The sequence below is a fragment of the Micromonospora sp. WMMA1998 genome (assembly GCF_027497375.1).
In the GTDB taxonomy this organism is placed as follows: domain Bacteria; phylum Actinomycetota; class Actinomycetes; order Mycobacteriales; family Micromonosporaceae; genus Micromonospora; species Micromonospora sediminicola.
Genome location: NZ_CP114911.1, coordinates 448,125 through 471,631 on the forward strand (window position 1 = coordinate 448,125; position 23,507 = coordinate 471,631).

Below are 23,507 nucleotides of genomic sequence, written 5' to 3' on the forward strand. Positions count from 1 at the left end.
CGCGGAACCTCCCCCCATCGCGAAGGGACTGCCTCACATGACCGACCAGCACGGTGAGCTGGACGCCGCCCTCGAGCGCGTGATCGACGCCGCCCGCGCCCACCTGGCCGCCGTCCGGGCCGCCCAGGGCCGGATCGACGACGACGCCGTCTGGCAGGCGTACGTGGCGTTGAACAACGCCTCGTTCGCCTACGACGAGCAGCTGCTCGACGCGTTCGGCGAGGTGACGCCCTGGGACGTGGAGTCGATCGACCCGGACGAGGCGGACGAGCGCTTCGGCGCCGTCGAGGGCGGCGAGCCCACCGATCCGCACCCCCGGGTGATCTCGGTGCGGCAGCGCCGCGACTACCGGGTGCCGAGCGTCGCCGCGCTGCTGCGGGCGGCCGAGGCGGCCCGCCGGGAGGGCACCCCCGAGGAGGACGAGCCGGCGCCGGTCGAGGGCGTCGGCGAGGCGGTGCTGGAGCTGCTGCAGAGCGGCGACGGCTCGCTGTCCGCGCTCGACGTGCCGGAGCTGGAGCCGCTCGACGGCGTGGTCATGGTCAGCGAGGTCGGCACCCCGGTCGACCTGGAGTCGTTCGACGACGACGACCCGGTCGGCCCGTTCCAGCCGGCCGCCGACGACCGGCTGGTCGGCCGGCTCGACGAGCACCCGTTCCTGGAACTCGACGAGGAGCACGACCACGCCCACTAGGCCGTGGCCGTCCCGGGGCCGCACCGCGCGGCGCGGCCCCGGGACGACGCCGGCGTCAGTACGACAGGCCCGGCTGCGGCTGGTTCACCCGGCGGCGCCGCAACAGCACCTGCCGCGTGCCGTCCCGGTAGAGCTGCACCCGGGCCAACTCCCAGCCGGAGAACTCCGCCTGGATCGCCAGCTGCGCCGCGGCGGTCAGCCGATCGACGTTCGACGGCAACCGCAGCGGCGCGTATTCGTAGTCCATGCCCCCTATGCTGCCCAGCTCGCGGGCCCTCCGCCACCCCCTGACGGTGACCCGGGCCGCGCCGGCGCGCACCCGCCGCACGCCGCATCGGCGGTCGCCGGTCAGCCGTCGCGCTCGGGGTAGCCCACCGGCACGGCGGAGACGTCGTCCAGCGCGGTGACGATCTCGTCCGGCAGCGTCACCCGCTCCACCTGCAGGGCGCCGAGCAGCTGCCCGACCGTGCGGGCGCCGAGGATCGGCGCGGTCACACCCGGCCGGTCCCGGACCCAGGCCAACGCCACCTCCAGCGGCGACACACCGAGGCCGCCGGCCGCGATCGCCACCGCCTCCACGATGCTGGAGCAGCGCGGCTCCAGGTAGGTGGCCACGAAGCGCTCGAAGTGCGGCGACACCGCGCGGGAGTCCGCCGGGCGGCCGTTGCGGTACTTGCCGGTGAGCACCCCCCGGCCCAGCGGCGACCAGGGCAGCACACCCAGCCCCATCCCGGCGCAGGCCGGCAGCACCTCCCGCTCGATCCCGCGCTCCAGCAGCGAGTACTCCACCTGCGCGGCGACCACCGGGGCGCGCCCCGGCCAGGCCGCCTGCCAGGCGGCGGCGCGGGCGGTCTGCCAGCCGGAGAAGTTCGACACGCCGACGTACCGGGCCTTCCCGCTGGACACGGCGTGGTCGAGTGCGGTGAGCGTCTCCTCCAGCGGCGTGTCCGGGTCGTACCCGTGGACCTGCCACAGGTCGACGTGGTCGGTGCCGAGGCGGCGCAACGAGGCGTCCAGCGTCCGCAGCAGGTGCCCGCGCGACCCGTCGCGGCGGCGCCCACTGCCGGGGCGCAGCCCGGCCTTGGTGGCGATGAGCAGCTCGTCGCGGTCCACCAGGCTGCCCAGCAGGGAGCCGATCACCGACTCGGCGTCGCCGTCGGCGTACACGTCGGCGGTGTCGACGAGGTTGCCGCCCGCGTCGAGGTAGCTCTTCAGCTGGGCGGCCGCGTCGTCGGCGTCGGTGTCCCGTCCCCAGGTCATGGTGCCGAGCGCGAGCCGCGAAACCGCCAGCCCGCTTCGGCCGAGCGGTCGCTGTTGCATGCGTGAACCTTATTTCGAACCCGGCGTCACGGATATCCTCGCCGCAGTCAACTTCCCGCGCGACCGCAGACCGGTGTGACGTGTTCGGGGCGAGCCGGTGGTCGGGGGTGCCACCCTCATTGCGTAACCTGATGCGACCTGTGGTGCGGACGGTGGGAGGACCAGTGCGACTCGGGCTCAGCCTCGGATACCAGACGGCGTGGAGCACGCCGGCCGACCACCTGGCGCTCGCCCAGGAGGCGGACCGTCTCGGCTACTCGGTGGTGTGGGCCGCCGAGGCCTACGGCTCCGACTCGCCGAGCATGCTGGCCTGGATGGCGGGGCAGACCGAACGGATCGACGTCGGCGCGGCGGTCATGCAGATCCCGGCCCGCACCCCGGCGATGACCGCGATGACCGCGGCGACCATCGACGCCCTCTCCGGCGGCCGGTTCCGCCTCGGCCTGGGCGTCTCCGGCCCGCAGGTCTCCGAGGGCTGGCACGGCGTCCGGTTCGCCAAGCCGCTGGCCCGCACCCGGGAGTACGTCGACATCGTCAAGCTCGCGGTCGCCCGCAAGGAGGTCGCGTACGGCGGCGAGCACTACACGCTGCCGCTGCCCGACGGGCCGGGCAAGGCGCTGCGGCTGGGCTTCCACCCGCCGCGCGAGCACATCCCGATCTACCTGGCCGCGGTCGGCCCGAAGAACCTGGAGCTGGCCGGTGAGATCGCCGACGGCTGGCTGGCCGTCTTCTACGCCCCCGAGTTCGCCGAGGAGCAGCTCGCCTCCGTCGGGGCCGGACGGGCCAGGGCCGGCAAGGAGTTGGCCGGCTTCGACGTGGTGCCGTCCGTGCCGGTGGTGGTCGGCGACGACATCGCCACCTGCGCCGAGCTGGTCCGCTGGTACGCCGCGCTCTACGTGGGCGGCATGGGCAGCCGGCAGCAGAACTTCTACAACCAGCTCGCCACCCGGATGGGCTACGGCGACGCCGCCCGCGAGGTGCAGGACCTCTACCTGGCCAAGCGGCAGCGCGAAGCCGCCGCCGCGGTGCCGATGGAGTTCATCGACCGCACCTCGCTGCTCGGCCCGAAGGAGCGCATCGCCGAGCGGATGCGGGAGTACGCCGCCGCCGGCGTCACCACCCTGTCGGTGACGCTGTTCGTGGCCGACCGGGACAGCGGCGTGCAGACGCTGCGCACCGTCGCCGAGGCCCTCGACCTGTCCGGGGTCGGCGAGTGACCTGGGTCGAGGCCATCGTCCTGGGCATCGTCCAGGGGCTCACCGAGTTTCTGCCGGTGTCGTCGTCGGGGCACCTGCGGATCACCTCGGCGATCTTCTTCGGCCGGGACGCGGGCGCGTCGTTCACCGCGGTGACCCAGCTCGGCACCGAGGCCGCCGTGCTCATCTACTTCTTCAAGGACATCTGGCGGATCGTCCGCACCTGGTGCCTCGGCCTGGTCGACCGCTCGGTGCGCTCCAGCCTCGACTACCGGATGGGCTGGTACGTCATCATCGGCACCATCCCGATCGGCATCTTCGGGCTGCTCTTCAAGGACCAGATCCGCACCGCCGGGCGGGACCTGCGGTTGGTGTCGACCACGCTGATCCTCGGCGCGATCGCGCTGGCCTTCGCGGAGTACTGGGGCCGGCAGACCCGTACGCTGGAGAACTTCCGGATGCGCGACGGCGTGGTGATGGGTTTCGCCCAGGCCGCGGCGCTCATCCCGGGTGTGTCCCGCTCCGGCGGCACCCTCACCGCCGGCCTGCTGCTCAACCTCACCCGGGAGACCGCGGCCCGGTACTCGTTTCTGCTGGCCATCCCCGCCGTGGTGATCTCCGGCCTGTTCAGCCTGCCGGACGTGTTCGAACCCTCCGCGCCGGGCACCGCCGCGCCGAGCGTGGCGCAGATGGTGGTCGCGACGGTCATCGCCTTCGCCATCGGGTACGCGGCCATCGCCTGGCTGCTGCGCTACGTCGCCCACCACACGCTGTACGTCTTCGTGCTCTACCGGGTGGCGCTGGGCAGTCTGCTCATCTGCCTGCTGGCCACCGGCACCATCAGCGCCACCTGAGGGCGCTCGGACCCGACGAAGGCCGGCACCCCGCCCGGGGTGCCGGCCTTCGCTGTCGGTCTTACGCGTTCCAGTGCTGGGCGACGATGTCGGCGGCCTGCTGCTCCCACTGGGCGTAGTGGTCGGGGTAGGCACTGACCTGGACGGTCTGGGCGGCGACGGTGAGGGGCATGTCCTGCCAGCCGTCGACCTGCTTGAGGGCCTTGAGGAACGCCGTGGTCGAGTACTCGGGGTCGGTGATCTGCTCCACGGTGCCCCAGCCGGAGGAGGGGCGCTGCTGGAACAGGCCCTGGGAGTCGTGGTCGTTGCGGTCGCCGAGGTGCCCGAGGTTCTCCAGCTTCGACTCCTGCAGGCTGGTGGCGATCGAGATGACCGCGGCGCGCTCGTCCATGCCGGTCTTCTTCGTGGCGGCGATGATCGCCTTGGCGTTGGCGGTCTGCTCGTCGTCGAGGTCGATGTGGGACTGGGCGCCCTGCACGCCGTGCGGGATCAGCGCGGCGGTGTCGAGGCGGGTCTGCACGGCCACGGCGCTCTCCCGCGGCGCGGGGGTGCCGTCGGAGTGGTTCAGCGGGCCGGCGGCGAGGCCACCGGCGACGGTCAGACCGGCGATACCGAGGATGCTCTTACGCAGCATGGTGTTCATGGGGGCTCCGTTCGGGGGTCGACGCGCCCGGGGGGTGGGCACGCGAGCAGCCGTCAGGCGCTCGGAGAAGTCTTCGGGGGAAGGGTTCGACCGGCTCACCGGGCCGGGGGCCTCGTGGTGGCGGCGGAACCCTGTGCAACGACCGGCGACCCGCCGTCATTCCGCGGGGTGGTGGGCGTTTCCGCTGCTCAGCCGTGCACCCGGTACAACGCCCCGGCCCGCGGACCCATTCCGCCCGGCCGGTGTCCCCGACCACCCCCGAACCGGACACACCGCCCAGACGGACCCCGGTTCCCCTGTTCCTGTGATGCGGGACGGATGTCCCATTTTCGGCGTGCTGTGCGCTCTGCGAAGTGTGGGGGCGCCCGTCGGCGCGGTGGGGGACGGGTGTCCGGGGTGGCAGCGCCTAGGGTGGTCAGCGTGGCGACCCTTCTGCTTCTGCGACACGGCCGGACCACCGCGAACGCCGACGGCGGCCTGGCCGGCCGGCAACCGGTCGAGCTGGACGACACCGGGCGGGCCCAGGCCACGGCGGTCGGTGGACGGCTCGCCGGGTTGCCGCTCGCGGCGGTGGTGAGCAGTCCGCTGATCCGGTGCCGACAGACCCTCGACCTGGCGCTGCCCGGCGTCGAGCCGGTGGTCGAGGACGGGTTGATCGAGTGCGGCTACGGCGCCTGGGAGGGGCAGTCGCTGAAGAAGCTGGCGAAGGAGCCGCTCTGGCCGGTGGTCCAGCAGCACCCGAGCGCCGCGGCCTTCCCCGAGGGCGAGTCGATGGCGGCGATGTCCGCGCGCGCGGTCGCCGCGGTGCGGGCGTGGGACGCGCGGGTCACCGCCGGACACGGGCCCGAGGCGGTCTGGCTGGCGTGCAGCCACGGCGACGTGATCAAGGCGATCGTGGCGGACGCGCTCGGCGTACACCTGGATCTCTTTCAGCGGATCGTGGCCGACCCGGCGTCGGTGACGGCGATCCGGTACACGCCGCTGCGGCCGTTCCTGGTCCGGCTCAACGACACCGGCGGCGACCTGTCGTCGCTGGTCCCGCCGCGCCGGCGGCGCCGGCGGACGGCCCGGCCCGCCACCTCGGACGCGGCGGTCGGCGGCGGCGCCGGGGCGGCCGGGTGAGGCGGAGGCGGCGGGACCGGGCGCGACCGGGGCGTTGCGCTCTGGGCGGATTCGGCGTCGGTGGGCTGCGCGGTGCTTCCGCGCGCCGGATAGGGTCGTGGGTATGACGCACCAGGTGCACGCCTTCGAGCCGCCGGAGCGGTTCGTCGCCGGAACGGTCGGCCCGCCGGGGGAGCGCACGTTCTTCCTCCAGGCGCGGGGCGGCGGCCGGCTGGTCAGCGTCGCGCTGGAGAAGGTCCAGGTGTCGCTGCTCGCCGAGAAGCTCGAGGAACTGCTCTCCGAGGCGCAACGCCGGTTCGGCGTGCAGCTGCCGGAGGCGGCCCCGCCGGTGGGGGGCGACAACGAGCCCCTGGACACCCCGGTCGACGAGGAGTTCCGGGTCGGCACGCTGGGGTTGGCCTTCGACGTCGACACCGCCACCGTGGTGATCGAGGCGATCGCCGTCGGTGAGGCCGAGGTCGAGGTCGAGTTGGGCGACGCGGACGACGACGTCGAGGACGAGCCGGAGGAGCCGGACGACGACCTCGACCGGCTCCGGGTGCGGCTGACCCCCGAGGCGACCCGCGAGTTCATCGAACGGGCCAAGCGGGTGGTCAACGCCGGCCGGCCCCCCTGTCCGCTCTGCGGGCAGCCGCTCGACCCGGCCGGTCACCTCTGCCCCCGGAACAACGGCTATCACCGGTGACCTCGTCGGAACTGCAGCCCCGCCAGGACGGCGCCGAGGCGCTGCGGTTGCTCGCCGACGGTGAGCTGACCCTGGAGGGGCGGCTGGTCGACGCCTCCAACGCCACGCTGCGCGGTGTCATCGCCCTCGACGGGCTCACCGCCCACTGCGTCTACAAGCCGGTACGCGGTGAGCGCCCGCTCTGGGACTTTCCGGACGGCACGCTCGCCGGCCGGGAGGTCGCCGCCTACCTGGTCTCCCACGCCACCGGATGGGACCTGGTGCCGCCGACCGTGCTGCGCGACGGCCCCTTCGGGCCCGGCTCGTGCCAGCTCTGGATCGACGAGCCGTCCGACGCCGAGCCGCTGGTCGGGTTCGTCCCGGCCGAGTCGGTGCCGCCGCGCTGGTTCCCGATCGCCGCGGCCCGCGACGACGACGGGACGCCGTACGCGCTGGCGCACGCCGACGATCCCCGGCTGGCCCGGCTGGCCGTCCTCGACGCGGTGATCAACAACGCCGACCGCAAGGGCGGCCACGTGCTCGTCGGCCCGGACGACCGGATCTACGGCGTCGACCACGGCGTCACCTTCCACGTGGAGGAGAAACTGCGCACGGTGCTCTGGGGCTGGGCCGGCCGCCACCTGCCGTCGGACGCGGTCGAGATGCTCGACGGCCTCACCGGTCAGCTCGGCGGCGCGTTGGGCGAGGAGCTGTCCGAGCACCTGACCATCGGCGAGGTGGCGGCGCTGGCCGCCCGGGTGCGGCGGTTGCGCGACACCGGCCGCTTCCCGCAGCCGCCGGAGGAGTGGCCGGCGATGCCCTGGCCGCCGATGTGAGCCGCTGTCGCGTTGATCACCCGTGGGCCGGCTCCTGAGCGTCCGCGCGGTCGTTAGGCTGGCGTTATGGAGTCTTGGGTAGGGCACGAGGTGCCACGGCTGCCAGGTGAGGGCGCACCGCTGAGGTTGTACGACTCGGCGCGGCAGGGGCCCCACGTCAGCCGGCCCGACAGCGCCGCCTCGATGTACGTCTGCGGCATCACCCCGTACGACGCCACCCACCTCGGGCACGCCGCGACCATGATCACATTCGACCTGGTGCAGCGGATGTGGCGCGACGCCGGCCTGACCGTGAGCTACGTGCAGAACGTCACCGACATCGACGATCCGCTGCTGGAGCGGGCCGAGCGCGACGGCGAGGACTGGAAGGTCCTGGCCATGCGGGAGACCGCGTTGTTCCGCGAGGACATGGAGGCGTTGCGGATCATCCCGCCGGCGCACTACGTGGGCGCGGTCGAGTCCATCCCGGACATCGCCGAGAAGGTGCTCGTGCTGCTCAAGGACGGCGCGGCGTACCGGCTCGACGACGGCACCGGCGACGTCTACTTCGACATCTCCGCCGCGCCGGAGTTCGGCTACGAGTCGAACCTGTCCCGCGAGCAGATGCTGGAGATCTTCCCGGAGCGCGGCGGCGACCCCGACCGCGCCGGCAAGCGGGACCCGCTCGACCCGCTGCTGTGGCGCGGCGCCCGCGAGGGCGAGCCGTCCTGGCCCGGCGGCGACCTGGGCGCCGGCCGCCCCGGCTGGCACATCGAGTGCGCGGTGATCGCGCTCAACCTGCTCGGCGACCGGATCGACGTGCAGGGCGGCGGCAACGACCTGCTCTTCCCGCACCACGAGTGCTCCGCGGCGCACGCCGAGCGGCTGACCGGCGAGGCGCCGTTCGCCGACCACTACGTGCACGCCGGCATGATCGGCCTGGACGGCGAGAAGATGTCGAAGTCCAAGGGGAACCTGGTCTTCGTGTCGCGGCTGCGGGCCGACCGGGTCGACCCGATGGCGGTGCGGCTGGCGCTGATCAGCGGCCACTACCGCAGCGACCGCTCCTGGACCGACGAGCTGCTCGTCGAGGCGCAGCAGCGGCTGGACCGCTGGCGGCGGGCCGCCGCCGCGCCGGCCGGACCGTCGGGCACGGCGCTGCTGGCCGGGGTGCGTGAGCGCCTCGCCGACGACCTGGACACGCCGGGCGCCCTGGCGGTGGCCGACGCCTGGGCCGCCCAGACCCTCGCCGGCGTGGCCGACGACCGGGACGCCCCGAAGCTGTTCGCCGACACCGTCGACGCCCTGCTCGGCATCCGCCTGTAAGGAAGGGCCCCTTCTTAACGCCTGCGGTAGAGGAGGGGCCCCCGCTTAACACCTGCCGATCGAGCGCCGGCCCGGCTGTCGTCGGGTTGCCGCGTTCGCGGATCAGCCCAGGACGAGGCCGGGGTCCGGGTCCTGCTCGGGCGCCGGGGCGGGAATCTTGTACTCCTCGGTGAGCGTGGTCATCGGGCCGGGCCAGGTGGCCTGGGCGACCTCGATCGGCTTGTGCCGCTCGTCGAAGGCGACGTGCAGCAGGTGCAGCACCGGCGTGTCCGGGCGGATCTGCAGGATCTCCGCCTCCTCCCGGCTGGGCTGCCGGGCGCTGATCGTGTCCGTCGCGGTGACGTACCGGCGGCCGGTGGCCTCCTCGGCCTCCTGGTAGAGCGGCCGTCCGAACGCCTCGGCGCGTTCCAGCGAGGTGCCGGCGGTGTCGCCGGGCAGGAACCAGGACGCGCCGACCTCGACCGGGGAGTCGTCCGTGCGGACCAGGTGCCGCCGGCAGAGCAGGTCGGTGCCGTCGGCGACGCCGAACGCGTCGGCCACCTCCGCCGGGGCGGGGGAGCGGCCGACCGAGACGAGCTGCTGGCGGTACCGCGCGGCCAGGTCGGTGTGGTAGCCGCGGAAGCCGCCGTACCGGCCCCGGGCCAGGCGGTTGAGGCGGCGCCGGGTGCCCCGGACGTACGTACCCGAGCCGGGTTTCGTGATCAGGACGCCCTCGACCCGCAGCTGGTCGACGGCGCGCTGCACGGTCTGCTTGGCGACGCCGAACATCTCGGCGATGGCCGGGATGGATGGCAGCCGCTCGCCCGGCGCCCAGTCGCCGCGGCGCACCTGCGCCTTGAGCTGCGCGGCGATTTGCCGGTGCGGGAACTCGGCCGCGCCCGGGTTGATCTGCATTGCCCGCCTCCTCAGAACAGCTAGGTTCCTAGGATGCCCTAGAGGTTGTGACGGCGCTACCCGGGACACGAAGAAGCCGGGCCCCGACAAGAGGGCCCGGCTTCGACGAAAGGAGCTACCAGGAGCCCGCGGTCGGACCGGCGGAACCGCCGCGGCGGCGCAGGTACTTCTCGAACTCCTGGGCGATCTCGTCCCCGGTCAACGGGGTGATGCCGGCGTCGCCGACCCGTTCCTCCAGCTCGCGCACGTACTCACCGAGCTCGGCGTCCTGCTCGGCGGCGCTGCGCACCCGCTGCTCCCACTCGGCGGCCTCCTCGGCCAGGTCGGCCATCGGCACCGGCAGGTCGAGCACCTCCTCGACCCGGTGCAGCAGCGCGAGCGTCGCCTTCGGGCAGGGCGGGTTGTTGGCGTAGTGCGGCACGTGCACCCAGAACGACACGGCGTCGACCTCGGCCCGGGTGCAGGCGTCGTGCAGCACGCCGACGATGCCGGTCGGGCCGTCGTACCGGGTGGGGGTGAGCTGGTAGCGCTTGGCCGCGTCGGCGTCCGACGCGCTGCCGCTGATCGGCAGCGGCCGGGTGTAGGGGACGTCGGCCAGCAGCGCGCCGAGCAGCACCACCCGCTCGACCTCCAGGCTGTGGCAGATCTCCAGCACCTGCTCGCAGAAGGTGCGCCAGCGCATGCTCGGCTCGATGCCGCGGATCAGCACCACGTCGCGCTCGGTGCCGTCCGGGCTGGCCACCATGAAGCGGGTGGTCGGCCACTCGACCCGGCGGGTCTCCCCGTCGGCCATGGTGATGGTCGGCCGGCTGACCTGGAAGTCGTAGAAGTCCTCCGGGTCCAGCTCGGTGACCTGCCGGGCCTGCCAGACCTGCTCCAGATGCTCCACGGCGGCGGTCGAGGCGTCCGCGGCGTCGTTCCAGCCCTCGAAGGCCGCGATGGCGACCGGGGAGCGCAGAACCGGCAGCCCGTCGAACTCGGTCACGCCGTCACCTCACCCTGCTCGTCGGGAGCGGCGCCGCGTGATCGCCCCGTCGCGTCCCTGATGTCCTTCACGTCCGTCAGCCTACGTGCCGCCGCGGGAGCCGGCCCGTCGGCCGCGCCGGTCGCCCGGCCGGACCACCCGCGCGAACCGGACGAAGGGTACGCGGTGATCCGCCTGACACTATGTGGGATGCCCCCGTTGGTGTGACCGGGCCGTCCCCGCGCGCACTAACCTGGCCCTGTGCCTACTTCGTTGCGTGACCTGCTGGCGGACCGGATCCTGATCGCCGACGGCGCGATGGGGACGATGCTCCAGGCAGCCGACCTCACCCTGGACGACTTCGACGGCCTCGAGGGCTGCAACGAGATCCTCAACGTCACCCGGCCGGACGTGGTCCGTGGCGTGCACGACGCCTACCTGGCCGCCGGCGCGGACTGCGTGGAGACCAACACGTTCGGGGCCAACCTGCCCAACCTCGCCGAGTACGGCATCGCCGAGCGGATCCGGGAACTCTCCGAGGCGGGGGCGCGGATCGCCCGGGAGGCCGCCGACGCCTTCGCCACGCCGCAGCGGCCGCGGTTCGTGCTCGGCTCGATGGGGCCGGGCACCAAGCTGCCCACCCTGGGGCACGCGAGCTACGCCTCGCTGCGCGACGCGTACCAGGAGAACGCCGCCGGCCTGATCGCCGGCGGGGCGGACGCGTTGATCATCGAGACCTGCCAGGACCTGCTCCAGGTCAAGGCCGCGGTGGTCGGGTCGAAGCGGGCCCGGGACGCGGCGGGCCGGGACGTGCCGATCATCTGCCAGGTGGCGGTCGAGACCACCGGCACCATGCTGCTGGGCAGCGAGATCGGGGCGGCGCTGACCGCGATCGAGCCGCTCGGGGTCGACCTGATCGGGCTCAACTGCTCCACCGGCCCGGCCGAGATGGGCGAGCACCTGCGCTACCTGGCGCAGCACTCGCGTATCCCGGTGTCGGTGATGCCGAACGCCGGCCTGCCGGTGCTGACCGCCGACGGCGCCTACTTCCCGCTCGGCCCGGAGGAGATGGCCGACGCCCTGGAGCGGTTCGTCGACGACTACGGCGTCGGGCTGATCGGCGGCTGCTGCGGCACCACGCCGGAGCACATCCGGATGCTGGTGGAGCGCCTGGGCGGGCGCCGGCCGGCGGCCCGGGAGCCCCAGCCGGAGGCCGGCGTCTCCTCGATCTACCACCACGTGCCGTTCGCCCAGGACGCCAGCATCCTGATGGTGGGGGAGCGGACCAACGCCAACGGTTCGAAGGCGTTCCGCGAGGCGATGCTCGCCGGCGACTGGCAGGCCTGCGTGGAGATCGCCCGCAGCCAGGCCCGGGACGGCTCGCACCTGCTCGACCTCTGCGTCGACTACGTCGGGCGCGACGGCACGCAGGACATGCGGGAGCTGGCCGGTCGGTTCGCCACCGCGTCCACCCTGCCGATCATGCTGGACTCCACCGAGCCGGCGGTCATCGAGGCCGGGCTGGAGATGCTCGGCGGCCGGTGCGTGGTCAACTCGGTCAACTTCGAGGACGGCGACGGACCCGACTCCCGCTACGCGCGGGTGATGCCGGTGGTCCGGGAGCACGGCGCCGCCGTCGTGGCGCTGCTCATCGACGAGGAGGGCCAGGCCCGTACGCGGGAGTGGAAGGTACGGGTGGCCGCCCGCCTGATCGACGACCTGACCGGTCGGTGGGGGCTGCGCCGGGAGGACATCCTCATCGACGCGCTGACCTTCCCGATCGCCACCGGGCAGGAGGAGACCCGGCGCGACGGCATCGAGACGATCGAGGCGATCCGGGAGATCGCCGCCCGCTACCCGGGCGTCAACTTCACCGCCGGCATCTCCAACGTCTCGTTCGGTCTGAACCCGGCGGCCCGCCAGGTGCTCAACTCGGTGTTTTTGCACGAGTGCGCCCAGGCCGGGCTCAGCTCCGCGATCGTGCACGCCAGCAAGATCCTGCCGATGTCGAAGATCCCGGACGAGCAGCGCGAGGTGGCGCTGGACCTGGTCTACGACCGCCGCCGCGAGGGCTACGACCCGGTGCAGCGGTTCATCGAGGTCTTCGAGGGCGTGGACGCCTCGTCGGCGCGGGCCACCCGGGCCGAGGAGCTGGCCGCGCTGCCGCTGGACGAGCGACTCAAGCGGCGGATCGTCGACGGCGAGCGCAACGGCCTGGAGGCCGACCTGGACACCGCGATGGCCGCGGGCCGCACGCCGCTGTCCATCATCAACGACCTGCTGCTGGACGGCATGAAGGTGGTCGGCGAGCTGTTCGGCTCCGGGCAGATGCAGCTGCCGTTCGTGCTCCAGTCCGCCGAGGTGATGAAGACCGCGGTGGCCTACCTGGAGCCGCACATGGAGAAGACCGACGACGACGGCAAGGGTCGGATCGTGCTCGCCACCGTGAAGGGCGACGTGCACGACATCGGCAAGAACCTGGTCGACATCATCCTGTCCAACAACGGCTACGACGTGGTCAACATCGGCATCAAGCAGCCGATCGCCGCGATCCTCGACGCGGCCGAGGAGCACCGGGCCGACGCCATCGGCATGTCCGGGTTGCTGGTCAAGAGCACGGTCATCATGAAGGAGAACCTGGCCGAGATGGCCGAGCGGGGCGTCGCCGAGCGCTGGCCGGTGCTGCTCGGCGGGGCGGCGCTGACCCGGGCGTACGTCGAGGACGACCTGCGTTCGGTCTACCCGGGCCAGGTGCACTACGCGCGGGACGCGTTCGAGGGGCTGTCCCTGATGGACCGGGTGATGGCGGCCAAGCGGGGCGGCGCGCCGATGGTCGACCCGGAGCGGGAGGCCGCGCTGGCGGCCCGCCGGGAGCGGCGCGAGCGGCAGCGGGCCATGGTCCGCGAGGCGCTGCCCGAGCTGGACGACGCCTCCGTGCGGTCCGACGTGGCCGTGGAGGTGGGCGTGCCCACCCCGCCGTTCTTCGGCACCCGGGTGGTCAAGGGTGTGCCGCTGGCCGACTACGCGGCGCTGCTCGACGAGCGGGCCACGTTCCTGGGCCAGTGGGGGCTGCGCGGCGCCCGGGGCGGCAAGGGCCCGTCGTACGAGGAACTGGTGGAGACCGAGGGGCGGCCCCGGCTGCGCTACTGGCTGGACCGGCTCATCTCCGACCAGGTGCTGGAGGCGGCCGTGGTATACGGCTACTTCCCTGCGTACTCCGAGGGCAACGACCTGGTGGTGCTGGACGAGAACGGGCACAGCGAGCGGGCCCGCTTCTCCTTCCCCCGGCAGCGGCAGGAACGCCGGCTGTGCCTGGCCGACTTCTTCCGGCCGCGGGGCGAGCAGCTCGACGTGGTCGCGTTGCAGCTGGTCACGGTCGGGCAGCCGATCAGCGAGTACACGGCGAAGATGTTCGCCGCCAACGAGTACCGCGACTACCTGGAAGTGCACGGCCTGTCGGTGCAGCTCACCGAGGCGCTCGCCGAGTACTGGCACCGGCGGATCCGGGCCGAGCTGGTGCTGCCCGGCGGCGGCACGGTCGCCGACGACGACCCGGCCGACCTGGCGGGTCTGCTGCGCACCGACTACCGGGGCTGCCGGTACGCGTTCGGCTATCCGGCCTGCCCGGACCTGGAGGACCGGGCGAAGATCGTGGAGCTGTTGGGCGCGGAGCGGATCGGGGTGCAGCTGTCGGAGGAGTTCCAGCTGGTGCCGGAGCAGGCCACCGACGCCATCGTCGTCCACCACCCGGAGGCGAGCTACTTCAACGCCAAATAGACGCCGTCACCCGGCTTGAGCTGCGCAAACACTTTCCCGATGGGTGTTCAGGCCGTGGTCAGGCCGTCGGGGCCGTGGGGTTCCGCCCGAAGCAGTGTCGATCGCCCAGCGGGTACGGTCCTCGCTGGTGGGCAGCAGGTGGGTGTAGACCCGCAGCATGAAGCCGGGCTCGGCGTGGCCGAGGTACAGGGACAGCGCCTCGGGTCTCAGGACGTGCGTGACAGATCAGGCTCAGGACGTGCGGGACACGTCTGGATGGATGATCGTCGGCCGCCGCGCTGACAGCTCCGTCAAAGCATCGTTGGCCTCCAACCGAACAGACGCCTCCGGATGGTTGAGGTACGGCGTGATGATCGGCCGGGCGGCCGGGTCGTGTGTCAGGCCAAGGATGAGCAGCACATACCCTGAAGTGACCCCTATCGGCCGGACACCTCGATGTCTGTCAGGGGCTCTTGGTGGATCTTCTCGTAGGTGTCGGGGCTGACGTTACCTAGACGGCTGTGTCGGCGGCGAGGGTTGTAGAAGCCTTCGATGTAGGAGAAGACCTCCATCTCCAACTCGTGACGGCTGGGCCAGGCGCGGGTGTAGACCAGTTCGGTTTTAAGGGTGGCGAAGAACGTCTCGGCCATGGCGTTGTCGTAGCAGTCGGCGACCGAGCCCATGGAGGCCAGGACGCCGCAGGAGCGTAGGGTGCGGCCGAACTCGAACGAGGTGTACTGGCTTCCGCGATCCGAGTGGTGGATGAGCTGGTCGCGGGCGGGTCGGCGGTGCTGGATGGCCATGCCGACCGCGTCGAGGATCAGTTCGGTGCGCAGGTGGTCGGCCATCGCCCACCCGACGACGCGGCGGGAGTAGGTGTCGACCACGACGGCGAGGTAGAGGAAGCCTTCCCAGGTGCGCAGGTAGGAGATGTCCGCGACCCACAACCTGTTCGGGGCGGTCGCCGTGAACTGGCGCTGGACCAGGTCCGGCGCGGTCGCGGTGGCTGCGGCCTTGCGGCGGGGCTTGCCGCGTCGCCGGCGGTGGGCGCCCTCAATGCCGGCCAGGCGCATGAGTCTCGCTACCGCTTTGCGGTTCCACCGGTGGCCGCGGTCATGGAGCTCGGCGGTGAGCCGGCGGGCGCCGTAGACGCCTCGATGCTCCGACCACGCCTGCCGGGTCACCTCGACCCGATGCTGGTCCTGGCGATGCCGGTCGGCGGCATGGTGCCGGCCGGCTCGGAGCCACTGGTAGAAGGCGCTGTGACCGACGCCGAGCAGCCGGCAGAGCAGACGGACCGGGTAGGAGGTCTTCTCCGCGTCGATGAACCGGTACACGTCGGCACGGTTCACCGCTCCGTCTCGCGTGCGAAGAAGACCGCGGCTTTTTTCAGGATCTCCTTCTCCAGCTCCAGCTGCGCGACCTGACGCCGCAACCGCACCAGCTCAGCCCGCTCATCCGCGGCCAAGTCGCTGGGCCGGCCGCCGTCACGTTCCTGCCGCATCCGGTCGACCCAGTTGCGCAACGTCTCGTGGTTGACGCCCAACTCCCGACCCACGTCACGGATCGTGCGACCGGAGTCGAGCACCAACGCCGCGGCCTGGCGGCGGAACTCCTCGGGGTACTTGCTCTGTCGAGCCACAGCGGTTTCCTCCTCCTCGGCAGGATGCCAAGTCAGGAGGTGTCCGGTCTCAGGGGGTCACTTCAGTAGCACCACCTCCCTGCGGCGGTGGGGCCCTTCTGTGCTGAGCTCGATACGTGAACTGGATCGACAGCGAGAGGTGCAGATGACGGACGAGCATGCCGGTCAGCAGGAGGGGCCGTCCGCGGAAGAACTCGCGAGCCGCACCAGGTGGTTTGAGCAGTACGTCGAGGCGTTGAACCAGCGATCTGTAGTGGCTGAAGCGCGGGGCGAACCGTACGCGTGTCCCTGCTGTCGGCACCCGACGCTTGAGGGGCGAGGTCAGTTCGAGATTTGCTTCGCCTGCGGCTGGGAGGACGACGGGCAGGATGACGAAGACGCTGACACGGTGCGCGGCGGCCCCAACGGTTCGCTCAGTCTGACGGATGCCCGACGCGCCTACGCCGAACGGCCGGTCAGCCTGGCGGATGCGCGGCGTGCCTATGCCGAGCGACAAGCCCGTTGGGAAGCGCGCAGACGCCGCCGATCGGGCGCCCAAGACGACTTGACGTGATTGGATCGCACGCCGGTCGCTTCGGCGCTCTCGCGGAGTGTCACCCAGGTCCTGATACCGATGTGTCACGGAGGTCCTAAGACCGGACTGAACCGCCCCGGATCTTGTAGAGAGTCTCCACAGAACCCGGGGCGGTTCACGCCGTCCACCGCGCCTGATCTGCGGGAACACCGCCTCGATGCTCTGGTGCTGTGACCGCATGGCGTCGCCGGGTCGGATGCCTCACAGGTTGTTGACGTAGAAGGTGGTGAGCCTTTCGACGGCGGCGTCGACGTATGCGGGCTCGTCGTACATCTCGTAGTGGCCGGCGCCGTCGATCACCATGAGGTCGACCGGGTTGGGGGCCAGTTTCCACAACTGCATGCCGGTGTCGTAGGAGCCGGTGTTGCCGAGGCGTTCGGCGAGGACGACCTGCAGCGGCTGGGTCATGAGCTGATCGGCCAGGTGGAAGGCGTCATAGCCCAGCAGGAGGGAGTCGCTGCGCAGGAGGCGCCGGTTCGTGGAGTGTTCGTTGCCGCCGCGCGCGGTGCGGTAGTAGGTGACGGCCTGAGTGGTGTCGATGTCGCTCAGGCCCGCTGCCGTGGCGTCCGCAAGGGTGTCGGGCAGCCAGTTCACGCGGGTCGTCTCGCCGGAGCGGGCCTCTTCGGTCCGTGCGTCCGCGAGGGCGTCGAGTGCTGCGGCAGGACCGTCCGGGGAGAAGCTGCGGAACGCGGCGCCGATGTCGACGGGGACGACCGTGCCGACCGCCCTGATGCGGTGATCCGTGCGGGCGGTGTGCACGGCGTAGCCCCCACCGGCGCAGATGCCGAGCACGCCGATGCGCCGTGAATCGATGCCGGGGGTGACGGTGAGCATGTCGACGGCGTAGGAGATGTCTTCACCTCGGCGGTAGGGGTCTTCGAGGTCGCGGGGCTCGCCCTCGCTCTGGCCCTGATGGGCGGGGTCGAGGACGAGCGCGGCGATGCCCCGGGCGGCGAGACGGGAGGCGTAGTTGGCGCCGATCTGCTCCTTCACGCTGCTGCCCGGGGTGGAGAGCACAACGGCGCGCAGCGGTGCGCTGCTGTAGGCGTTGTCGGGCAGGTGGAGATCCGCCGCGAGGTTGATGGGACCGCGCGGGATCGTGAGGTGCTGAATCATGCCTGGCTTCCTTCGTGAGATTGTTGTTCCATGAGAGTCCAGTACAAGGCCGCATCTTGTACGATATGAAACTAATACGAAACTGTACCACATGGATGGGGGGACCGCGTGTCGGTCGACGGGGCACAGCTGTGGACGCTGAACCAGCGGCTGCTGGCAGTCGTGATGGACGCCTGCACGGAGGAACTGGCCGAGCTCGGGCTGGAGACGAAGGAGTTCTTCGTCCTGGCCGAGGTGGAGGCATCGCCGTACCCGGCCGAGATCGCGACCGCGCTGCTGCTGCCCAAGGCGAGCGTGACGGTCTACGTGCGCAACCTCGTCGCCAAGGGCTTCATCCGCCGCGAGATCGACGAGGCGGACCTGCGACGTCATCGGCTCGTACTGACCGACGAGGGCACGAAAGCACGCGATCGAGCACTTGCAGCCCTCGCAGCGGAGTACGACCGCAGGCTGGCGAGGGTCACCCCCCAGGACCGCATGGAGTTGCAGCGCATCCTCAAGGAGATGCTCTCGCCCGCATGAGTCCATGGTCACGAGCGGTCCGTCTGCCCGGTGAGCCCCTGCTCGCCAGTGCGGTGACCGCGTAGATCGTCGGCCCGGACGACCGCCCCGGCGAACCTTCCCGACAGAGCACCAGCCCACGTCGCAGGGCGTCGTTGACTCCGGACAATAGGATCCGGACGTGGCGACGGCGGTGGCCAGGCTGGCCCTGATCGGGCCGCCCGGCGCGGAGACGGCCGAGGTGGCGTGCCGCCTCGCCGGCTGGCTCGGCGTCCCCTCGATCTCCATCGTGGACGCGGTGCAGTCAGCGGTGCGTACGGGATCGGCGCTGGGCGACGAGCTGCGTCGATTCATGGACGCCGGGCAGGCGCCACCGCTCGAGCTGATCGCCGCGATCGTGCAGCGCCGGCTCGGCGAGCCTGACGCGGTCGACGGCTTCGTCTTCTGGACGGAGTCTCCGGTGCTGGCGGTGTTGCGGGCGCTGGAGACGTCGGGGTTCCAGGTGGTCGAGCTGGTCCTGGCCGATGCCGAGGCGGCACGGCGGTTGACGGGGCGCCGCCTGTGCCGGGACTGCGGCAGGGTCTGGCACGTCAAGTCGGCACCGACGCAGGTCGACGGTGTCTGCGACCGCTGCGGTAGCGGGTTGGTCCATCGGGAGGACGATCTCCCCGCGGCCGTCGCCCGCCAACTGGGCGTCCACCACCTGCACAGCGCTCCGGTGCTGGCCCGCTACCGCTTCGCGGGTTCCCTGATCCGCGTCGACGCCGCCCGGCCGGCGGAGGAGATCACCACCGAGCTGGCCGGTCGACTCGCGCGGAGTTGACCGAACGCGTGGGTCGAGCCGAGACGGCGCCAGCCCTCTGCTGACGATCGGTGTCGACGTCGTGTCCGGCTAGAAGATCTCGAGCTGGCCGGGGTACGGAGTGGGCGGATCCGGTTCCGGCAGGAGCTCCGCGGCCTCGGCGGCGAGACGGTCGATCGTCTCGACGGGCATGGAGAAGGCGATGTGCCAGGTCTCGTCGTCGTGGCCGATCAGGGCGGTGACGGTGTCGTCGTTGATGGCCCAGTGCACCGGTATGCCGGCGGCGTCGCCGATCTGCAGTGCGCGTCGAGCGGACCAGTCGGCCTGGCGGATGGACCGCAGGCGCGCGAGTTCGCTGAGGTGGGCCCAGAAGTGGAACTCCCACGTGGGCGTCTGCAGCATCACCACCACGACGGCGGGATCGTCCCCGCTGCGATCTATCGACACGCTGGCCATCGGGGAAGGATGCCAGACGGCCCCGGGCCGGCCCACGGGCTGATGCCGCGCGACGGTCGGGCGGGGTCCGCGTCCGGATGGCACCATACGTGTGGTGAGTTGGACGTTGCTTAGCGGTTGGCGAACCTGCCTCGGCAGGCTGTCCAGGATGTGCCGGCGGCGCTCGACGGGCATTCCCGCCGCGAGCACGGCCCCCCACCGGGCGGGTATCTCGACCACGTACCGGCCGACCTGCTCGTTCCCGAGGCGGGCGACCACGGCGGCGGCCCGCGCCGGTGGCAGCCAGGCCAGCACCGTCGCCTGGCGGGCCGTCGGCATCGCCTCGACGAAGTCCTGCACGTCGGCCGGTACGTGGTCGAGGAGCATCCGGTCGCCGAGGATCGCGGCCACGCGGGCCGGTTCCATGGCGGACAGCGTGGCGTGGAGCCAGGTGCTGCCGAGGGGGGCCTCCAGCTGGACGACGTCGTCGACAGCGGCCGTGGACAGCTCGGCGGCGGCGTCCCTCGGGGACAGGCGGCCGATCCGCAGGGGCCCGTGCAGGAGGCCCGCCCGTCGCGGCGACATCGCCGCCAGCACCGCCTCGGCCCGACGTCGGACGATGTCCGTCGCCCGCTGCGGGATCAGGTGGGCAGCAGGCCCGCGGCCATCGCGGTGGTCACCGCCGCGGTCCGGTCGCCGACGCCGAGCTTGCCGAACGCGCGCAGCAGGTGGGTCTTCACGGTGGCCTCGGTGATGTGCAGCCGCAGCCCGATCTCGCCGTTCGACAGCCCCTGCGCCACCAGCCGCAACACGTCCACCTCCCGCGGCGAGAGGGTGACCGGCCGGGGGTGGCGGAGTTGGCGGAACACCCGACCGGCCACGGCCGGCGCGACGACGGTCTCGCCGCGGGCGGCGCCCCGGACCGCGTCGACCAGTTCGGTCCGGGACGCGTCCTTGAGCAGGTAGCCCGCCGCGCCGGCCTCGACCGCGCGCAGGATGTCCCCGTCGGTGTCGTACGTGGTGAGCACGACCACCCGGGTGTCCGGGGCCACGGCCCGCACCTCGGCGGTCGCCGCCGCGCCGTCCACACCGGGCATCCGCAGGTCCATCAGGACGACGTCGGGGCGTACCGCCCGGACGGCGGTGACCGCCTCGGCGGCCGAGGAGCACTCGCCGACCACCGCGATGTCCGGTTCGCCGGCGAGCATGCCGCGCACCCCGGCCCGGACCACGGGATGGTCGTCCACCAGCAACACCGAGATCATCTGATCGGTACCTCCGCCCGTACCGTGGTGCCGGCGCCGGGGCCGGATGTCACCCGCAGCGTGCCGGCGACCCGCTCGACCCGGTGGCGCATGCCGGCCAGACCGTATCCGTCGCCGGCCGGGGGGCCGGTGAAGCCGCGGCCGTCGTCGCGGACCTCCAGCACGACGGCGTCGTCGCGGCGATCGAGGCGTACCTCGACCCGGCCGGCGCCGGCATGCTTGCGGGCGTTGGCCAACGCCTCCTGGGCGACCCGCAGCAGCACCACTTCGACCGGGGTGGGCAGGGGGTGCGGCGTTTCCGGCATGGTCAGCACGACGGGCACGCCGGTCTCGGCGACGAACCGGTCCGACACCCGCCGCACCGCCTCGACCAGTGGCGATCCGGCCAGCTCCGCCGGGGTCAGCGCGGCGACGACCGCCCGCGCCCCGGCGAGGTTGGACCGTGCGGTGTCCACGGCGAGCGCCAGGTGCCGGCGGGCCCGCGCGGCGTCGCGGTCCAGCTCCGCGTCGGCGGCCTGGATCAGCATGACCACGCTGGACAGCCCCTGGGCGATGGTGTCGTGGATCTCGCCGGCCAGCCGTTGCCGTTCGGTGGCGACGCCGGCCTGACGGGACAGCCGGGCCACCTCGTCCCGGGAGGCGGCCAGTTCGTCGACCAGTGCGGCCCGCCGGTCGGCGTCGACGAACAGGTGCCGGATCCAGCCGCCGGTCACCGACACCACGAGAGCGACCATTCCGGCGGCCAGCAGCGAGCCCCCGGTGTCCGGGCCGGCGCCGTTGCTCAACCAGTCCTTGACCACCGGCACGGCGGTGAACGACACCACCACGGCGACCGCGCGGATCGTCGGCAGCAGCATGAACGCCTGCGGCAGGAGCACGAACATGGCGAACGACGCGGACGACGCCAGCACCACGGCCGGCGCGTAGAGCGCGAAGGCGACCCCCAGATACAGGTACGCGCGCCAGCCGCCGATGTCGTACCGCATGAGAGCGCGGCCGAAGGCGACGTACCAGATGCCGATCGCGGCCAGCAGCGCGGCGGAGCCGGCGCGGTACGACGCGGCCGGCGGGGTGCTGGTGGCCACGGCGACCCCCACGGCGACGGCCAGGACCGCGAAGTAGGCGTCCCACAACGGGAACCGGGCGACCCACGTCGCCGAGGGCGGTGGGTCACCCCCGCTCACCGGGACCGCCGGCCGCGCCAGCGGAACGTGCTCAGACACAGCAGCAGACCTCCGATGCACCAGGCCGCGAGGATGAGCGCGGTCCGACCGTGCTCCCAGTCAGGTACGACCTCCGCACCAAGAATCGTGTCCGGCAGCATCGCCGAGCGGAAGCCCTGCGCCATCCATTTCAGGGGAAAGACCGAGCCCAGCACGAGCAGCGGCTGCGGCAGCGCGCTGATCGGGGTGACGTAGATGCCGGAGACGAACGCCAGCACCAGGTGCGGCAGCTGGGTGACGGCCCCCGCGCTGCGGACGGAGCGGATCACGCTGCTCACCGCGATGCCGAGCAGCGAACACGCGGTGGCGCCGAGCAGGAACACCCAGCCGAAGGTGAGCCAGCGCCCCGCATCGGTGGGCAGTCGCAGCTCGAACAGGACCGTCCCGACGGCGAGCAGCAGCACGGTCTCCGCGGCCACCACGGCCGTCGTCTGCACGGTCTTGCCCAGGACGTACGCGGCCGGTGGCATCGGGGTGCCCCGCAGCCGTTTGAGTGTGCCGTCGTCCCGGTCCCCGGCGATGCCGGCGCCGAGGTTGACGAAGGTGGTGGCCGCGACGCCCGCGGCGATCATGCTCGGCGCCAGGTACTGGGCGGACGTGACGTCGCTGCCCGGGTACACCCCGGAGATGATCGAGCCGAGCAGCGCGAGGGTCACCACCGGCAGGGCGAAGGTGAAGGCCACCGCGTCCCACTCGCGGAAGAACACCTTCAGCTCGATCACGCCCCGGTGCAGCCCGAGCAGCAACACGGACGGGTGGCCGGTGCGGTGCGACGTCGTCATGGCCGCCCTCCGATCAGGTCGAGGTAGACGTCTTCCAGGCTGGGTCTGGTCACGGTGAGGTCGGGGACCGGGCCGCCGTGGCGTCGGGTCAGCTCGGCGATCACCGCGGCCGGGTCGTCGGTGCGCCGCTCACCGCCGGACCACCGCACGACGGCCTGGTGGCCGGCCCGCCCGGCCAGGACGGCCGGCGGGCCGTCGGCGACCACCCGACCGGCGGCCAGCACCACCACCCGGTCGGCGAGCTGCTCCGCCTCGTCCAGGTAGTGCGTGGTCAGCACGATCGTGGTGCCGGCGCCGGCCAGGGTGCGGATCAGGTCCCAGAACCCCCGGCGGGCCGCCGGGTCGAATCCGGTGGTGGGTTCGTCCAGGAAGAGCAGGCGCGGGTCGCCGACGAGGCCGACGGCCACGTCCAGCCGGCGTCGTTGACCGCCGGAGAGCGCGCGGACCCGGGACCGGGCCCGGTCAGCCAGTCCGACCACCTCGATCACCTCGGCCGGGTCGCGGGGCGCGGGGAAGTAGCGGGCGAAGTGCCGGACCACCTCGCCCTCGGTCAGCTCACCGAGGTCGGTGGCCTCCTGCAGCACGATGCCGATGCCCGCCCGCCAGTCCCGGGCGGCGCGGCCGGAGTGGCCGACCCGCGCCGGGTCCACCCCGAGCACCCTCACCTCGCCGCCGTCGCGGCTCCGGTGTCCCTCCAGGATCTCCACCGTGCTGGTCTTGCCCGCGCCGTTGGGGCCGAGCAGGGCGACCACCTCCCCGTACGCGATGTCCAGGTCGATCCCGGCCAGCGCGACCCGCCGGCCGTACCGTTTGTGCAGTCCGCGCACCCGGACCGCGGGGGAATTCGTCATGCCCCTGATGCTCCGCCCGTCGCGGCGACCGCGGCACGACCGGCCGGTCGAGGGCGGGTGTCCACCGGTCG

At 72.3% G+C, this 23,507-nt stretch carries 24 protein-coding genes; 11 read left to right on the forward strand and 13 right to left on the reverse strand.

Annotated features, from left to right (window positions below; all coding sequences use genetic code 11):
* Nucleotides 1-37: 37 nt before the first annotated feature.
* On the forward strand, nucleotides 38-691 hold the full coding sequence (locus tag O7600_RS02200; RefSeq protein WP_091575275.1) for a hypothetical protein: 654 nt from the start codon (nucleotides 38-40) through the stop codon (nucleotides 689-691).
* Nucleotides 692-746: 55 nt separating this feature from the next.
* Here the strand turns inward: O7600_RS02200 and O7600_RS02205 are convergent, their stop codons facing one another.
* Together O7600_RS02205 and O7600_RS02210 are read right to left on the reverse strand one after the other, a co-directional pair.
* Entirely contained in the window at nucleotides 747-938 is a 192-nt protein-coding gene (locus O7600_RS02205) for a DUF5703 family protein (RefSeq protein ID WP_091575272.1), read from the reverse strand.
* A gap of 101 nt (nucleotides 939-1,039) precedes the next feature.
* Complete coding sequence (locus tag O7600_RS02210) at nucleotides 1,040-2,011, reverse strand: aldo/keto reductase (RefSeq protein WP_281592038.1); 972 nt, start codon at nucleotides 2,009-2,011, stop codon at nucleotides 1,040-1,042.
* A 164-nt stretch (nucleotides 2,012-2,175) separates the two neighbouring features.
* Here O7600_RS02210 and O7600_RS02215 point away from each other — a divergent pair, with 164 nt between their 5' ends.
* On the forward strand, nucleotides 2,176-3,228 hold the full coding sequence (locus tag O7600_RS02215; RefSeq protein WP_281594051.1) for an LLM class F420-dependent oxidoreductase: 1,053 nt from the start codon (nucleotides 2,176-2,178) through the stop codon (nucleotides 3,226-3,228).
* Nucleotides 3,225-4,061, forward strand: a complete 837-nt coding sequence (locus O7600_RS02220; RefSeq protein ID WP_099161247.1) for an undecaprenyl-diphosphate phosphatase — start codon at nucleotides 3,225-3,227, stop codon at nucleotides 4,059-4,061. The genes O7600_RS02215 and O7600_RS02220 overlap by 4 nt, the downstream gene beginning before the upstream one ends.
* A gap of 61 nt (nucleotides 4,062-4,122) precedes the next feature.
* Here O7600_RS02220 and O7600_RS02225 read toward each other — a convergent pair whose 3' ends face one another.
* Nucleotides 4,123-4,704 (reverse strand): hypothetical protein, encoded by a 582-nt coding sequence (locus O7600_RS02225; protein WP_281592039.1) that lies wholly within the window; start codon nucleotides 4,702-4,704, stop codon nucleotides 4,123-4,125.
* Between the two features lie 411 nt (nucleotides 4,705-5,115).
* Here O7600_RS02225 and O7600_RS02230 point away from each other — a divergent pair, with 411 nt between their 5' ends.
* The 4 genes from O7600_RS02230 to mshC all read left to right on the forward strand — a co-directional run bounded on the left by O7600_RS02230 (nucleotide 5,116) and on the right by mshC (nucleotide 8,631).
* Nucleotides 5,116-5,826, forward strand: a complete 711-nt coding sequence (locus O7600_RS02230; RefSeq protein ID WP_281594052.1) for a histidine phosphatase family protein — start codon at nucleotides 5,116-5,118, stop codon at nucleotides 5,824-5,826.
* 103 nt (nucleotides 5,827-5,929) lie between these two features.
* The gene (locus O7600_RS02235) at nucleotides 5,930-6,511 is read left to right on the forward strand and encodes a DUF3090 domain-containing protein (RefSeq protein WP_281592040.1); all 582 of its coding nucleotides are present in this window, start codon (nucleotides 5,930-5,932) and stop codon (nucleotides 6,509-6,511) included.
* A complete protein-coding gene (locus tag O7600_RS02240; RefSeq protein ID WP_281592041.1) occupies nucleotides 6,508-7,326 on the forward strand; it encodes an SCO1664 family protein in 819 nt (272 codons plus the stop codon). The genes O7600_RS02235 and O7600_RS02240 overlap by 4 nt, the downstream gene beginning before the upstream one ends.
* A 66-nt stretch (nucleotides 7,327-7,392) precedes the next feature.
* Nucleotides 7,393-8,631, forward strand: coding sequence for a cysteine--1-D-myo-inosityl 2-amino-2-deoxy-alpha-D-glucopyranoside ligase (gene mshC, locus O7600_RS02245; protein WP_281592042.1), 1,239 nt, complete (start codon nucleotides 7,393-7,395; stop codon nucleotides 8,629-8,631).
* Nucleotides 8,632-8,733: 102 nt separating this feature from the next.
* On the opposite strand, the gene O7600_RS02250 is transcribed toward mshC, so the two are convergent.
* Both O7600_RS02250 and O7600_RS02255 read right to left on the reverse strand, forming a co-directional pair.
* A complete protein-coding gene (locus O7600_RS02250; protein WP_281592043.1) occupies nucleotides 8,734-9,525 on the reverse strand; it encodes a GntR family transcriptional regulator in 792 nt (263 codons plus the stop codon).
* A 115-nt stretch (nucleotides 9,526-9,640) separates the two neighbouring features.
* Nucleotides 9,641-10,510: a PAC2 family protein gene (locus tag O7600_RS02255; RefSeq protein WP_091575251.1), complete on the reverse strand. Its 870-nt coding sequence runs from the start codon at nucleotides 10,508-10,510 to the stop codon at nucleotides 9,641-9,643.
* 240 nt (nucleotides 10,511-10,750) lie between these two features.
* On the opposite strand from O7600_RS02255, the gene metH reads away from it, so the two are divergent.
* On the forward strand, nucleotides 10,751-14,266 hold the full coding sequence (gene metH, locus O7600_RS02260; protein ID WP_281592044.1) for a methionine synthase: 3,516 nt from the start codon (nucleotides 10,751-10,753) through the stop codon (nucleotides 14,264-14,266).
* 416 nt (nucleotides 14,267-14,682) lie between these two features.
* Here the strand turns inward: metH and O7600_RS02265 are convergent, their stop codons facing one another.
* Entirely contained in the window at nucleotides 14,683-15,582 is a 900-nt protein-coding gene (locus tag O7600_RS02265) for an IS3 family transposase (protein ID WP_281590201.1), read from the reverse strand.
* A gap of 11 nt (nucleotides 15,583-15,593) precedes the next feature.
* Nucleotides 15,594-15,887 (reverse strand): transposase, encoded by a 294-nt coding sequence (locus O7600_RS02270; RefSeq protein ID WP_013289120.1) that lies wholly within the window; start codon nucleotides 15,885-15,887, stop codon nucleotides 15,594-15,596.
* Between the two features lie 145 nt (nucleotides 15,888-16,032).
* Between O7600_RS02270 and O7600_RS02275 the strand changes: the two genes are divergently transcribed.
* Complete coding sequence (locus O7600_RS02275; protein WP_281592045.1) at nucleotides 16,033-16,440, forward strand: CPCC family cysteine-rich protein; 408 nt, start codon at nucleotides 16,033-16,035, stop codon at nucleotides 16,438-16,440.
* Nucleotides 16,441-16,662: 222 nt separating this feature from the next.
* On the opposite strand, the gene O7600_RS02280 is transcribed toward O7600_RS02275, so the two are convergent.
* Nucleotides 16,663-17,577: an alpha/beta hydrolase gene (locus tag O7600_RS02280; RefSeq protein WP_281592046.1), complete on the reverse strand. Its 915-nt coding sequence runs from the start codon at nucleotides 17,575-17,577 to the stop codon at nucleotides 16,663-16,665.
* A gap of 108 nt (nucleotides 17,578-17,685) precedes the next feature.
* On the opposite strand from O7600_RS02280, the gene O7600_RS02285 reads away from it, so the two are divergent.
* Both O7600_RS02285 and O7600_RS02290 read left to right on the forward strand, forming a co-directional pair.
* The gene (locus tag O7600_RS02285) at nucleotides 17,686-18,099 is read left to right on the forward strand and encodes a MarR family transcriptional regulator (RefSeq protein WP_281592047.1); all 414 of its coding nucleotides are present in this window, start codon (nucleotides 17,686-17,688) and stop codon (nucleotides 18,097-18,099) included.
* Between the two features lie 160 nt (nucleotides 18,100-18,259).
* Nucleotides 18,260-18,901 (forward strand): nucleoside monophosphate kinase, encoded by a 642-nt coding sequence (locus tag O7600_RS02290; RefSeq protein ID WP_281592048.1) that lies wholly within the window; start codon nucleotides 18,260-18,262, stop codon nucleotides 18,899-18,901.
* A gap of 69 nt (nucleotides 18,902-18,970) precedes the next feature.
* Here O7600_RS02290 and O7600_RS02295 read toward each other — a convergent pair whose 3' ends face one another.
* The 5 genes from O7600_RS02295 to O7600_RS02315 all read right to left on the reverse strand — a co-directional run bounded on the left by O7600_RS02295 (nucleotide 18,971) and on the right by O7600_RS02315 (nucleotide 23,436).
* Nucleotides 18,971-19,726: a hypothetical protein gene (locus tag O7600_RS02295; protein ID WP_281592049.1), complete on the reverse strand. Its 756-nt coding sequence runs from the start codon at nucleotides 19,724-19,726 to the stop codon at nucleotides 18,971-18,973.
* Between the two features lie 230 nt (nucleotides 19,727-19,956).
* Nucleotides 19,957-20,580: a response regulator transcription factor gene (locus O7600_RS02300; RefSeq protein WP_281592050.1), complete on the reverse strand. Its 624-nt coding sequence runs from the start codon at nucleotides 20,578-20,580 to the stop codon at nucleotides 19,957-19,959.
* Nucleotides 20,577-21,803: a sensor histidine kinase gene (locus tag O7600_RS02305; RefSeq protein WP_281592051.1), complete on the reverse strand. Its 1,227-nt coding sequence runs from the start codon at nucleotides 21,801-21,803 to the stop codon at nucleotides 20,577-20,579. Before O7600_RS02305 ends, O7600_RS02300 begins: the two co-directional genes overlap by 4 nt.
* Entirely contained in the window at nucleotides 21,761-22,585 is an 825-nt protein-coding gene (locus O7600_RS02310; RefSeq protein ID WP_281592052.1) for an ABC transporter permease, read from the reverse strand. The genes O7600_RS02305 and O7600_RS02310 overlap by 43 nt, the downstream gene beginning before the upstream one ends.
* Nucleotides 22,582-23,436, reverse strand: a complete 855-nt coding sequence (locus O7600_RS02315; protein WP_281592053.1) for an ABC transporter ATP-binding protein — start codon at nucleotides 23,434-23,436, stop codon at nucleotides 22,582-22,584. The genes O7600_RS02310 and O7600_RS02315 overlap by 4 nt, the downstream gene beginning before the upstream one ends.
* Nucleotides 23,437-23,507 lie beyond the last annotated feature (71 nt).

Coding starts and splice junctions, on each gene's coding strand:
- O7600_RS02200 (WP_091575275.1), top strand. CDS start 38: ATGACCGACCAGCACGGTGAGCTGGACGCCGCCCTCGAGCGCGTGATC.
- O7600_RS02205 (WP_091575272.1), bottom strand. CDS start 938: ATGGACTACGAATACGCGCCGCTGCGGTTGCCGTCGAACGTCGATCGG.
- O7600_RS02210 (WP_281592038.1), bottom strand. CDS start 2,011: ATGCAACAGCGACCGCTCGGCCGAAGCGGGCTGGCGGTTTCGCGGCTC.
- O7600_RS02225 (WP_281592039.1), bottom strand. CDS start 4,704: ATGAACACCATGCTGCGTAAGAGCATCCTCGGTATCGCCGGTCTGACC.
- O7600_RS02235 (WP_281592040.1), top strand. CDS start 5,930: ATGACGCACCAGGTGCACGCCTTCGAGCCGCCGGAGCGGTTCGTCGCC.
- mshC (WP_281592042.1), top strand. CDS start 7,393: ATGGAGTCTTGGGTAGGGCACGAGGTGCCACGGCTGCCAGGTGAGGGC.
- O7600_RS02250 (WP_281592043.1), bottom strand. CDS start 9,525: ATGCAGATCAACCCGGGCGCGGCCGAGTTCCCGCACCGGCAAATCGCC.
- O7600_RS02275 (WP_281592045.1), top strand. CDS start 16,033: ATGACGGACGAGCATGCCGGTCAGCAGGAGGGGCCGTCCGCGGAAGAA.
- O7600_RS02280 (WP_281592046.1), bottom strand. CDS start 17,577: ATGATTCAGCACCTCACGATCCCGCGCGGTCCCATCAACCTCGCGGCG.
- O7600_RS02300 (WP_281592050.1), bottom strand. CDS start 20,580: ATGATCTCGGTGTTGCTGGTGGACGACCATCCCGTGGTCCGGGCCGGG.
- O7600_RS02310 (WP_281592052.1), bottom strand. CDS start 22,585: ATGACGACGTCGCACCGCACCGGCCACCCGTCCGTGTTGCTGCTCGGG.
- O7600_RS02315 (WP_281592053.1), bottom strand. CDS start 23,436: ATGACGAATTCCCCCGCGGTCCGGGTGCGCGGACTGCACAAACGGTAC.